Annotated in this window: 10 protein-coding genes; 8 read left to right on the top strand and 2 right to left on the bottom strand. The window is 49.6% G+C overall.

Going from position 1 to position 12,076, the window contains the following annotated elements; translation table 11 throughout:
• Positions 1-120: 120 nt before the first annotated feature.
• The 8 genes from RYZ26_RS12305 to RYZ26_RS12270 all read left to right on the top strand — a co-directional run bounded on the left by RYZ26_RS12305 (position 121) and on the right by RYZ26_RS12270 (position 8,300).
• Entirely contained in the window at positions 121-603 is a 483-nt protein-coding gene (locus RYZ26_RS12305) for an A24 family peptidase (RefSeq protein WP_317683514.1), read from the top strand.
• 17 nt (positions 604-620) lie between these two features.
• Entirely contained in the window at positions 621-1,607 is a 987-nt protein-coding gene (gene cpaB / locus RYZ26_RS12300; protein WP_317683513.1) for a Flp pilus assembly protein CpaB, read from the top strand.
• Between the two features lie 33 nt (positions 1,608-1,640).
• Positions 1,641-3,008 carry a type II and III secretion system protein family protein gene (locus tag RYZ26_RS12295; protein ID WP_317683512.1) on the top strand — a complete coding sequence of 456 codons (1,368 nt, stop codon included), beginning with the start codon at positions 1,641-1,643 and terminating at the stop codon, positions 3,006-3,008.
• 15 nt (positions 3,009-3,023) lie between these two features.
• Positions 3,024-3,644 carry a CpaD family pilus assembly lipoprotein gene (locus tag RYZ26_RS12290; RefSeq protein ID WP_317683511.1) on the top strand — a complete coding sequence of 207 codons (621 nt, stop codon included), beginning with the start codon at positions 3,024-3,026 and terminating at the stop codon, positions 3,642-3,644.
• Entirely contained in the window at positions 3,641-4,858 is a 1,218-nt protein-coding gene (locus RYZ26_RS12285) for a CpaE/TadZ family protein (RefSeq protein WP_317683510.1), read from the top strand. The genes RYZ26_RS12290 and RYZ26_RS12285 overlap by 4 nt, the downstream gene beginning before the upstream one ends.
• A gap of 82 nt (positions 4,859-4,940) precedes the next feature.
• Positions 4,941-6,356: a TadA family conjugal transfer-associated ATPase gene (locus RYZ26_RS12280; RefSeq protein ID WP_317683509.1), complete on the top strand. Its 1,416-nt coding sequence runs from the start codon at positions 4,941-4,943 to the stop codon at positions 6,354-6,356.
• Position 6,357: 1 nt separating this feature from the next.
• Positions 6,358-7,338 carry a type II secretion system F family protein gene (locus RYZ26_RS12275; protein WP_317683508.1) on the top strand — a complete coding sequence of 327 codons (981 nt, stop codon included), beginning with the start codon at positions 6,358-6,360 and terminating at the stop codon, positions 7,336-7,338.
• Entirely contained in the window at positions 7,335-8,300 is a 966-nt protein-coding gene (locus RYZ26_RS12270) for a type II secretion system F family protein (protein WP_317683507.1), read from the top strand. The genes RYZ26_RS12275 and RYZ26_RS12270 overlap by 4 nt, the downstream gene beginning before the upstream one ends.
• Here RYZ26_RS12270 and RYZ26_RS12265 read toward each other — a convergent pair.
• Together RYZ26_RS12265 and RYZ26_RS12260 are read right to left on the bottom strand one after the other, a co-directional pair.
• The gene (locus tag RYZ26_RS12265) at positions 8,297-11,191 is read right to left on the bottom strand and encodes an HD domain-containing phosphohydrolase (protein ID WP_317683506.1); all 2,895 of its coding nucleotides are present in this window, start codon (positions 11,189-11,191) and stop codon (positions 8,297-8,299) included. The two genes, RYZ26_RS12270 and RYZ26_RS12265, sit on opposite strands and share 4 nt — an antisense overlap.
• A gap of 24 nt (positions 11,192-11,215) precedes the next feature.
• The gene (locus tag RYZ26_RS12260; protein ID WP_317683505.1) at positions 11,216-12,016 is read right to left on the bottom strand and encodes a tetratricopeptide repeat protein; all 801 of its coding nucleotides are present in this window, start codon (positions 12,014-12,016) and stop codon (positions 11,216-11,218) included.
• Between the last annotated feature and the right edge of the window lie 60 nt (positions 12,017-12,076).

Below are 12,076 nucleotides of genomic sequence, written 5' to 3'. Positions count from 1 at the left end.
TATTTGTTTATTTTTATATTAGTGACGGTGATCACTTTTTTTATTCTAAATTTGTGGTTTTATAATTAAATATTATAAAAAGATATCAGGTGTAATATGTTTGATCTGACAATATGCCATATGACCTTGTCATTATTCGCTGCATTTTTGCTGGTGGCCGCGCTTGAAGATGTGCGCAGATATCGCATTCCAAATGTTGTGATTGTTATTTTGGCTGCAATTTACCCGGTTTATATCTTTGTAGCGCCGTTTGAGGTCTCTTTTGCCTGGAGCTTCGGTGTCGCCACAACCTTCTTTTTGATCGGTGTCGGCCTGTTTGCAGCGGGCATTATGGGCGGGGGTGATGTCAAACTGATGACAGTTGCCGGGCTTTGGGCCGGTCTTGAAGGTCTCTTTCCTTTCCTGATTGGCATGGCGCTGGTTGGCGGGGCAATGTCGCTTTTTATGATGATGGCACCAGCACGAAATGGTTGCGCCTATCTGTGTGCCCACATGGGCCTCTATAGTATTCAGGAAAAAATCATGACTGACAAATTGCCCTATGGCGTGGCGATTTGCGCAGGTGGACTGTATGCGGCTTATACAATTTATGGCGTGGCTTAAGGGATCAGGAGGATCAAATGTCTGTACGTATCATCATTTTACTTTTGCTGGCCCTTATCTCTGCAGGTGGGACCGCCATGTTGGCGCAAAACTGGTTGGCGTCTGAACGTGCGCAGATTATGGCCTCTGTCCCTAAAATTCAGATGAAAACTGAAGACCACGTGGAAATTCTGGTCGCCAAAGCCGATCTGATCCCCGGCAGTTTTGTTCTGAAAGAAAAACTGACCTGGCAGGAATGGCCAGAAGATGCCGTCGGTGATCGTATGCTGAAAAAAGGCGATGTGGATATTGAAGATTTTGTCGGCTCTGTCATTCGAAGCCGCATCCCTGCGGGCCAACCGCTTCTTCCTTCTGCCATGGTGCGTTCCGGGGAACAAGGCTTTATGGCGGCGGTCCTGACACCGGGCATGCGCGCAGTCACCGTCCCGTTAAGCGCCACATCCGGTGTGGGTGGATTTGTCTTTCCCGGTGATAAGGTTGATTTGCTGCTGAGCATCACCTTGAAGCCGGAAGGAGAAGAGTCAATTCTGAAACGTAAATTCTATTTCACCGAAACTTTGCTGAAAAACGTACGCGTGATCGGTAAAGATCAGTCTGCGGTTCAGTCTGAAGGTGAAGCAAAAGTTGCCAAAAGTGCAACCCTGGAAGTGACCCCGAAACAAGCTGAAAAAGTGGCCCTTGCCACACAGATTGGCAAACTGTCTTTATCTCTGCGCCCCATCGCCGATGAAACAACCATATTGGCGGAAGATATCCCGATGATGAATGCGCCTGTGGATCAGCTGAAACATAAAATCGGTGGGTTTGATCAATATAACAATCATCCTTCTATCCCGCGTTTGGAACTGGACGATGATATGAGCCTGACCACCGATGTGGACGTGAATTTCTTCTGGCAGAAAATGGCGAAATATGCCCCGAGCGTCACTGGCGAAAAATCATCGGCTTCCAGCAAAGTGCAGGTCCATCGCGGATCAAAAAGTACGACACAAGAATTTAAATAAGAACCAATAAGACGAGATGTAAAGGAGGGTGCAATGTTGACCTTCATCGAAAAACTACAAAAGCTGACCCTGGTCCTGACAATAGCTGTTTTTACAGCCGTTGGTGCAGGCACAGCTTATGGGGTGGAGATCCTGCCCTCTGCACAAACATCTCTGTCGGTTGAACTGAATAAAAGCCGCCTGATCCGTCTGTCGCGCGCCGCCACATCTGTCTTTATCGCCAATCCTGAAGTCGCTGATGTTCAGGTGAAATCACCAACATTGGTCTATTTGTTCGGCAAAAACGTGGGCACAACAACGCTTTATGCGGTGGATGGGGAAGATCGCGTGCTTGCCAATATGGACGTGAATGTCACCCATAATCTTAAAAACCTGCATAAAGCCGTCATGCATGCCGTGCCGGATGCAGATGTTCAGTTCAGCAGCATCAATGGCACACTTGTCATGGATGGGGTGATTAATTCTGCACGCGAAATGGAAGATATCAATCAAATCGCCAAACGGTTCAGCCCGTCTGAAACCGGGGTGATCAACCGTTTGCGGGTGGATGCGCTTAATCAGGTGAATTTGCGTGTGCGCATTGCCGAAGTCTCACGCGATATCGATAAACGCCTTGGATTTAACTGGAATATGGTGGGGTCAATCGGCAGCGCCTTTTCCTTTGGGCTGGTTGGTAGCAATTCGTTTGCACAGGGTCTTAGCACATTAAGTGTCACCACCAACGACATCAGCGGCGTGTTGGATGCTATGGAAGATGAAGGCCTTGTGACCATCTTGTCAGAACCAAACCTGACAGCAATGAGTGGGGAAGAAGCCAGCTTCTTGGCGGGCGGCGAATTCCCCATTCTGGTCCCAAGTGATGACGGTCCATCCATTGATTTTCGTGAATATGGCGTGCGTCTGTCCTTTAAACCCGTCGTGATGGATGACGGCCGCATTAATCTGCAGGTGGAACCGGAAGTCAGTTCCTTATCTGAAACCAGTTCGGTCACGCTGGATGGTTATGTTATTCCGTCGCTGACCACCCGCAAAACCAAAACAACGGTGGAACTGGGCAGTGGTCAAAGTTTTGCTATTGCTGGTTTGTTGCAGAATAAAACCGGGCATAATCTGTCCAAATTCCCGGGTCTTGGCGATATTCCGATCCTGGGAAGCCTGTTCAGATCAGATAGTTTTCAACGTGAAGAAAGTGAACTGGTGATCATCATTACCCCTTATCTGGTAAAACCCATCACGCATGCCAAAGCCAGCCTGCCAACCGATGGCTATTCCGCCCCTCATGATATCGAACGGATTTTTGTTGGTGGGGCAAATCGTCGCAATCCACAGGTCGGCAATGGTCTGCACGTTGATAAAAAAGGGCGCAAGCTTATTGGCCCGGTTGGCTTTGCACTGAATTAAGAAAGGATCAGGATCATGAAAACCCAAATATTCACCCTTGGTTTTTGCAGCCTCATCCTGATGGGGTGCGCGAATGTGGAAGATTTCAGCGATGTACGCAGCGCGCGTGAACCGATTGTGACAGAAAGCCAGACCAGCTTTGATATTGTTTTTGATTATGGATCAAGCACGCTGTCCAAAAAAGATCGCCGCGTGATTGAAAATTTCATCATGACCCATGATCTTAATCGTCGTGATGAAATTTATGTGGATGTCGCCGAAAATGGCGGAGCCCTGGCAGAACGCAGGGCGGAAAAAATCGCTGCTTACCTGAAACGCTTTGGTCTGAAACCAGCCTTTAAACGCGCAACTGATCAGGAAGCCTTGCAGACCGTGCGGGTGACGCTGCATAGCTATACCGTCAAAGTGCCCAATTGCCCGGACTGGTCGGATCATCCAAACCAGACTTACAACAATCAGGTTCATTCCAACTTTGGCTGTGCACAAGCCGCAAACCTTGCATTGATGATCGGCAATCCACGTGATCTGGTGAAACCCCATGGGCTGACCCATCCGGATGCTACGGTCTTATCCAATGCCATGACCCAATATCGCTTACCACGTGAAGTGAGTTCAGAGGGGAGTGAGGAAGAATGAGCGCGATCATGAAAGAAAACACGTCTATGGATGCTGAACCTTATATGGCCTTCATTCAGGATGACATCACCAGTCGATCTTTTGGCGAAATCGTCAAGTTGCAGGGCTGGGACGACAGCCGGATTTTTAATGGCGGGATTGATCTGGCCGTTCAGACCTTAAGTGATATTCCGACGCCGGAACTGCTGGTGATCGATTTGACCAACTGTATGGATGCCGTGGAAAGTATCAATGAATTGGCCTCTGTTTGTGATGCGGGGGTGCGTCTGTTGTGTCTGGGCACAACCAATGACGTGGTGCTGTATCGCACACTGCTGGATATGGGGGTGGAAGATTATCTACTTAAACCCATCGACCCCGCCACATTGGAACATGCAGTGGAACGTGCCTGCCAGGTGGTGGAAGAGGCCCCGCAGCCAGAGCTTGAGGCCGAAGGCGATGTGATTTCTGTTGTTGGTGCCTTGGGTGGGGCGGGGGCCACATCCCTGACGCTAAACCTTGCCTGGGATTTGTCGCAGCATAAACACAAACGGGTGGCTGTTGTGGATCTGGATTTGCATTTTGGCACCGTTGCCCTGTCGCTTGATCTGGAACCGGGTAAGGGTTTCCGTGAAGCCCTGGAAAATCCGAGCCGAATTGATTCCCTGTTTCTGGATCGCGCCATGGTCAAGGTGGATGAAACCTTGAGTATTCTGTCCTGTGAGACCGAAATTTCCCAGACGACCAACTTTGACAGTGCTGCCCTTGATCTGCTGATCGAACGGTTGCGCCAGAAATTTGATGTGGTGGTGTTGGATGTGCCGCGTGATTTGCTGCCTGTCTGCGGGGATATGTTGGCAAAAATCGGGCGCATGATTGTGGTTAGTGACTTGTCGCTAACCGGGATGCGAGATAGCCTTCGCATTTCACGTTTTGCCAAAAACTATATGATCGATGATCAGTTGACCCTTGTCGCAAACCGGGCAGGTGAAAACAAGGAACGCGAATTGGCGGTGAAGGAATTTGAAGCCGGAACCGAACTGACTTTGCAAACAGTAATTCCTTTTGATCCGAAGGGTTTTGCCGCTGCAGAACTTCAGGGGGCGGCGTTAGTAAAAGTGGCTGTAAAATCAAAAGCAGCACAGGCCATGAAACCCCTGTTTGATCTGTTTAAAAACGAGGATGAGGAAGGGCAAAAAACGTCCATCTGGCGCAAATTGTTCAACTCCAAGTGATTGCCATCACAGCATAGATCGGGCTTTTTCTTTACGCTGAAGAGAATAAAGGAAAAGCCCTTTTTTATGTTGGGAGGCATCCATGCCCTTAGGAGAAACAGGACAACAACGCGCCGTTTTTGGTGCACGTAACACGGCAGAACCTGCCCGCAAACCGCAGCGCCGGATCGAACCGATGGTTGATGATGGGGTGCTTGATCTCGTGACAGAAAAAGAACTGATTTCACAAGCCAGCCGTGACAGTGTGGATAATGCCAAAAACATCGTTCAGCCTGAAATCCTGAAACGCATTGATGCGGGTGTGGCATCAAAAATGCCGCGCAATGAACTGGCCGATGAATTGACTGATGTTGTCTCCGACATCCTTTCTGAACAGGGCCTTCAACTGAATTTACTGGAACAGCGCGACCTGATCACCATGTTGCTGAATGACATGTTGGGGCTTGGGCCGCTGGAACCGCTCCTCGCCGATGAAGCCGTCACCGACATTATGGTTAATGGGCCGAAACAGGTTTATGTGGAACGCGGTGGTAAGCTGGAAGTGTCCGATGTGACCTTCCGCGACAATGCCCATGTGATGAATATCGCCAACCGGATTGTGTCGCGCATTGGCCGTCGGGTGGATGAAAGCAGCCCTTTGTGTGATGCGCGTCTGGAAGATGGATCGCGCGTCAATATCATCATCCCGCCGTTGGCCATTGATGGGCCCAGCATTTCCATTCGTAAATTCCCCAAAATGCGCATTACGCTGGATCGGATGGTGGAAACACAGAATATGTCAGATGCCATGTGTCGGGTCTTGAAAATTGCCGGGCGCTGCCGTTTGAATATCCTGATTTCTGGTGGAACAGGGTCGGGGAAAACCACCTTGTTAAACGCCATGTCGCAAATGATTGACCATGGTGAACGGGTGGTGACCATTGAAGATGCAGCGGAATTGCAGCTGCAACAACCCCATGTGGTCCGCCTTGAAACACGTCCGGCTAATCTGGAAGGCGACGGGATGATTTCCCAGACCGAACTGGTGAAAAACGCCCTTCGGATGCGCCCGGACCGGATTATTTTGGGCGAAATTCGTGGATCAGAAGCATTGGATATGCTGCAGGCGATGAATACAGGTCATGACGGGTCTCTCGGCACCCTGCACGCCAACCGTCCCCGCGAAGCACTGACTCGGATGGAAAATATGGTGGCCATGTCGGGTGTCAAACTGCCCAACGAAGCGGTGCGTGCGCAAATTTCAAACGCGCTTGATTTGATCTTGCAAATTTCACGGATGCGCGACGGCGTGCGTCGCATCACCCATGTCACCGAAGTCGTTGGGATGGAAGGCGAAATTATTACCACGCAGGATTTGTTCAAGTACGAATTTGATGGCGAAGATGCCAATGGCAAACTGACCGGGCGTTATGTATCCACAGGGTTGCGTCCCGTCTTTATGGACCGGGCAGAATATTTCGGTCTTGGCCGTGCGCTGATGGAAGCAATGGCGGTGTGATATGTCACAGGAACTCATCATAATGACAGCGGTGGGGGTGACGCTTTTGTTCATCCTGTTTGCGATTGCTGACAGTGTGCTGGGTAAAAACCGACGCATGCAGAAACGCCTTAAAACGCTGCGTCAACGCATGGGTGATGAAATGCCCGATGTTGTGATGAATGCCTCTGCCTTCAAGGCGGAAAAAACAGCATCACCCGGTCTGGATAAAGTGGTGAAACAGCTGTTGCCCAGCTCGCAAGTCCTTGCACATCGACTTGCCCGTGCGGGTCTGGGAATTGGCCCCGGTCTTTTTATTGCCATCAATGTGATCATGGCGCTGGTTGGCGGGTCCGTTTTATTTATCGTCATGGAACTGAATGTGATGATTTCGCTTTTTGGTGGGATCGGCATAGGTTTAGGGGGCGGGCATATGGTGATCGATATCCTGATCAGCCGACGCAATCTGGCTTTTACCAAAGTCTTTCCTGATGCGATTGATCTGATTGTCCGTGCGGTGAAATCCGGCCTTCCGGTCACTGAAGGCATCACCATTGTCTCAAATGAAATGCAGGGCCCAGTCGCGGCTGAATTTTCCCGCATTTCCGAAGCCATGAAAATTGGGGAGACTATGGAAGATGCCTTGTGGAAAGCAGCCAAACGGCTGGATAATGCAGAGTTTAATTTCTTTGTGATCAGTCTTGTTGTGCAGTCTGAAACAGGCGGTAATCTGGCAGAAACACTGGAAAACCTAAGTGAGATTTTACGTCAGCGCCAGACCATGAAACTGAAAGTCAAAGCGCTTGCATCAGAAGCACGCGCCAGTGCCTATATCCTTGGTGGTCTGCCTTTTGCCATGTTCGCCATTCTGGAAGTTTTAAGCCCTGGCTATACCGCGCCGTTGTTTAACAGTGATACAGGCATTGCTCTGACGGTTGGTGCGTTGAGTTCGATTGGTATCGGTGCGCTGGTTATGTTCAAGATGGTGAGGTTTGAGATATGAGCAATTTTGCTTCAATACCCGCTGAAACCCTGATCATCTGGGGCGCTGGCCTGCAGGCCTTTTTTATCGTGATCTTCGTCTGGAATGCCTTGATGGTGCGCGATGTCAAAGGCAAACGGATGCGTGCCATTCAGGCGCAGCAAAAGGCTTTGCAGGATGATACCTTAAAAGCCAACAAGCATGGTCTCAGCCGCCCGCAACTGATGAATTTTGCCACCGCGATTGTTGCCAAGCTGAATGTTCTTCGCAGCCGTGAAGCCGAAAAAATCGCTGATGATCTGGCACAGGCGGGCTATCGCAGTTCAGAAGCTGTGACTATCTATTTCTTCTTGCGTGTTTCCCTGCCACTTACGTTTGGGGCGCTGGCCTTTTTCTGGCTATATGTGCTGGAAATGTCCGACCTGCAGCCCATGGGGCGGATGCTGGTGGCTTGTGGTGCCATTCTGGCAGGGATGTATGCACCGAAGGTTTATGTGTCCAATGCGGCTCAAAAACGAAAAGAAGCGTTGCAAAAAGCCTTGCCAGATGCGCTTGATCTGTTGGTTGTCTGTGCCGAAGCTGGCTTAAGTCTGGATATGGCCCTGAAACGGGTGTCGCACGAAATGATGGCGGCAAACCCCGAAATGGCGGAAGAATTGGGGCTGACCGCAATGGAACTCGGCTTTTTGCCGGACCGTTCAGAAGCTTTGAAAAATTTGAACAGACGGACCGACATGCAGGGCTTGCGCGCTGTGGTTGGCACCTTGCAACAGACGGAACGATATGGCACACCTTTGGCGCAGAGCTTGCGGGTTTTAAGTTCAGAATTCAGAACCGAGCGTATGTTAAAGGCGGAAGAAAAAGCTGCCAAATTGCCTGCTACCCTGACAGTGCCGATGATCCTCTTCATTATGCCCGCCCTGTTTATTGTCTTGCTGGGCCCGGCAATCATCCGCGCGATTGAGGTCTTTCCGGATTTTTAAGTCAGATATTGATCAATATCCACCTCATCAATCTGATCTTTCTGCATGAATTTATTGGCATATTCCAGATAGACGCCGGACTTTAAGAACAGGGTAAAGAGGTCGCCATCGATATGATTATCATCGCGCATGTAAGATAAAATCTCGATGGATTCAGAAAGGGTTTTACCTTTTTTATAAGGGCGGTCAATGGCAGTAAGGGCTTCGAAAATATCAGCGATGGCCATCATGCGCGCAACCGGGGACATATCTTCTTTTTTCAGCTGTCGGGGATAGCCGCGTCCGTCCATGGTTTCATGATGACCACCTGCGATTTCCGGGACATTCTGCAGATGTTTGGGATAAGGCAGTTCTTCCAGCATGCTGATGGTCTGGATGATATGTTCGTTGATCTTAAAGCGTTCTTCCGGGGTCAGGGTACCTTTATTGATGGACAGGTTATAAAGTTCCCCCCGGTTATAAAGATGTTCCGGTACATCGACTTTGAAGCCCCAAGGGTTATCGGCCATCAGGACATCCTGTTTGGGGCGAGTAAAAATATGGTCGGCGCGGTCCGCCAGTAACGCTTCTTTCACAGGCAAGGTCACTTTGTTACCAGGATAGGTTTTGCGTTGTTTTTCTTCATAAGAAATGCCGATGGTGTCATCCAGTGTGCGCGTCCAATTGCGGCTGGCGATTTCTTTTAGGCGTTCGATACTGCCTTCGGCCAATGATTCCCCGCCTTCGTTACATTGGGCGATAAAGGCGAAATCTTCATCCAGTTGCCTGAGCGTTGCCTCAATCGGTTCAGGCGTTTCCCCTTGGGCTTTGGCTTGCCAGAAGTCACATTCGGTTTCTTTTTTGATCAGCTCAAAGCGCATGCGGATTTCGTGGATGCGATCATAAATAGTTTCAAGCTTGGTGGCTTTATCGATGACAAATTCCGGGGTGGTCATTTTGCCGCAGTCATGCAGCCAGGCAGCAACATGAACTTCTTCCCATTCCTCGTCATCAAGCTGGAAGTCTTTGAATAGACCGTCTGTTTCTTTTTCTGCTGCACGTGCCATCATCTTGGTCAGTTCCGGCACGCGCGCGCAATGCCCGCCCGTATAAGCACTTTTTGCATCAATGGCCCCAGCGATCAGACGGATGAAGCTATCAAACAGTTTCTTTTGCGCGACGATCAGTTGACGGGTATCGACTGACATGGCCGCCGTATTGGACAGCGCACGGACGAAATCAAGATGCGCCGTATCCATCTTGCCGTCATGCACCATCAGGATCAGGGCGACCAGTTCCTTTTCATGGTTAAACAGCGGCACAGCCACCAGATAGCAGGATTGTGGGCTGTTTTTTAGCAAGGTTTCCAAAAGGGTAAAGGATGTATCCGGGGTAACTTTCTGCTGTTTTGGTATTTGGCTGGTAATGGCGTTACGGATGAAATTTGGCAGATTATCCATTTCCAGACGCTGCAGGTCTGGGGCTTTGGCAGCCTTGCCATTTAGCAAAAGGCTTGCGGGTTTTAGCTGGCTTTCATCGTTGCTCAGCACATAAATTGCCCCGGCATCACCGCCGGAGGCTTGCACGGTTTTATCCAGCAGCAGGTTCAGCAATGTATCAAAATCATCTTCTGCTAAAATAGCTTCGTTAATATCGACAAACTGCTGAATGGTGGATTTCATCGTCCCCATGGATTGCGCGAGAATATCTACTTCGGTGATGGTGGAACGAATATTGATCGGGCGGGAAAAATCAAAGCGTTTGATGGCTTCCGTTTCATCGACCAGGGTTTTGATGGGGCGCGCCAGCCATTGACCTAAGAAAATAGAGACCAAACAGATGAAGGTCAGCGCCAGAAGCAATAAAAGGGCGGCTTTTTCCAACAACGCATTCACATCAGCCAGCAGTTCATCTTCGGGCACGGCGAGGGCGAGGATATAGGATGTTTCCTCATTTACCGGGATGGGGGCGATGAGGGTTTGCCATTGTTTATCGTCCAGCTTAATTTCAAGGGAACATTTATCCTTAGGGCTGTCTAAAAACGTCTTATAGGGTTTGGAAAGGACGGGAACATGCAAATCATTCAGATGGGCCTGGGTAACGCCTTTATCTGTTTTGATCACTCCTTTGGACCGATCAGGGTAGGCAACCACATGGCCGGACCCATCCAGCAAGGTGACTTCGGTCCCCGGTGTGATCTTAAATCCGCTTAGCGTATTTGCCAGTGTCTGAAGCGTAATGTCGGTCCCCACAATCGCCTTGGAAAAACGTGCCTGTTTGGCAACGGTTGAACCCACTTCCTGTGTAGTGAAAAATACATAAGGCGCTGTGATGATGGAGCGGGTCGTCTGGCTACCACTGATAAACCAAGGGCGTTTTCTGGGATCGTAACTGTTATAATCCGGGCGCATTTCCTGATGGATCAAACTGTGATCGGCATGGAAATAGGCATAAAGGCCCATAACACTATCACCTTCACGATCAATGCTTTGGGCGATATAGGCGGTATTTTCAGGCGCACTAAACTTGGTCTGGTGATCTGTATCTTTGGGCAGGCGGCGCACCAGCAGGAAATCACCATCTTCATAACCGATGTAAACCGAGGTGATGTTGGGGGCGGTATCAAGGGCGCTGAATAAAAAACTGATATGGCTGCGTCGCTCATCCCAGGTTTCATCCTGGGTGATCGCATGGTTTGCCATCAGTTCGACGGCGGATTGGGCAGGGGAAAACAGATTTTTGGTTTCCAGAATGGTTTCATTTTCGATGCGCAGAAAGGTCTGCGTCGTTAAATTCTGGATGATCTGTTCGGATTGCAGATAGGAAATCAGTCCGAGGATCAGGCCGACGAAAAGGGTTAGCCCGACAAAGGCGGTCCCCAAATGTGTGCGTAATTTAAAGCGGAATTTCAAAAACCGCTCCCCCAAATTATCGTTTTATTTGCCGAGTATAGCTTTTTTGCGCGCCGCTTGGGATAAATTTTTCAATTGAGAGTATATTTTTAAATTATTCTCAACGGACTCTTTATCCAAGATTTGCCCGGCGATCTGCGCTGCCATTTTCATATCACCTTTTAAGCCGTAGATCAGCGCGAGGTTGAGGCGCAGGCGTGCCGGGGCCTGCGGGTCATTGGCATAGGTGCCAATCTCTGTGATTGCTTTGTCATATTCCCCGGAAAGGGCAAGGGACAGCGCGTAGTTATTAAGAACGCTTAAGTTATCCGGGGCGATTTGAATGGATTTTTGATAAAGTGTCTGGGCTTCATCGTGGCGTCCCTGCATATCGTAAGCCACACCAAGGCTGCTGAGCACACGTTCATCATCCGGATTAACATCCAGTGCTTTTTCAAACTGGATGATGGCCTGGGGCAATTTATCCAGTTCAACCAATGCATTTCCGTAACGGGTCAGGATTTCAACATCATTCGGGGTGCGCGCCAGGGCATTGGCATATAAGCCTTCTGCCGCACGCACATCGCCAAGGCGCCGGGATGTTTCAGCCAAAAGAAAAAGGGTCGTTCTGTTATTCGCATCCAGACTGAAGGCGCGCTGATAAAAGGTCAGGGCATTTCGGTAATCCCCGCTTTGACGGGTTTTATCGCCGAGGCGGATCAGTTGATCAATCTGATCCTGAACTTCTTTTGGTGTTTCCTGAACAGTCTGGTCCGAGGTGTTGCCGCATGCTGAAAGGGCACCCATGGCACAAAGGGCCAGACCCATCGTGAAAATCTTTTTCATTGATCGCAAACTTTCAAACAAAGGAAATGCCAAGACAATGACTTAGCCTAAATCGTTGAA

The organism is Terasakiella sediminum (assembly GCF_033100395.1).
Taxonomy (GTDB): domain Bacteria; phylum Pseudomonadota; class Alphaproteobacteria; order Rhodospirillales; family Terasakiellaceae; genus Terasakiella.
This window is presented reverse-complemented; position numbering and strand designations above follow the sequence as displayed.

Excerpts from the sequence above, each read along its gene's own strand:
- RYZ26_RS12305 (WP_317683514.1), top strand. The coding sequence starts at position 121 with ATGACCTTGTCATTATTCGCTGCATTTTTGCTGGTGGCCGCGCTTGAA.
- cpaB (WP_317683513.1), top strand. The coding sequence starts at position 621 with ATGTCTGTACGTATCATCATTTTACTTTTGCTGGCCCTTATCTCTGCA.
- RYZ26_RS12295 (WP_317683512.1), top strand. The coding sequence starts at position 1,641 with ATGTTGACCTTCATCGAAAAACTACAAAAGCTGACCCTGGTCCTGACA.
- RYZ26_RS12290 (WP_317683511.1), top strand. The coding sequence starts at position 3,024 with ATGAAAACCCAAATATTCACCCTTGGTTTTTGCAGCCTCATCCTGATG.
- RYZ26_RS12285 (WP_317683510.1), top strand. The coding sequence starts at position 3,641 with ATGAGCGCGATCATGAAAGAAAACACGTCTATGGATGCTGAACCTTAT.
- RYZ26_RS12280 (WP_317683509.1), top strand. The coding sequence starts at position 4,941 with ATGCCCTTAGGAGAAACAGGACAACAACGCGCCGTTTTTGGTGCACGT.
- RYZ26_RS12275 (WP_317683508.1), top strand. The coding sequence starts at position 6,358 with ATGTCACAGGAACTCATCATAATGACAGCGGTGGGGGTGACGCTTTTG.
- RYZ26_RS12270 (WP_317683507.1), top strand. The coding sequence starts at position 7,335 with ATGAGCAATTTTGCTTCAATACCCGCTGAAACCCTGATCATCTGGGGC.
- RYZ26_RS12260 (WP_317683505.1), bottom strand. The coding sequence starts at position 12,016 with ATGAAAAAGATTTTCACGATGGGTCTGGCCCTTTGTGCCATGGGTGCC.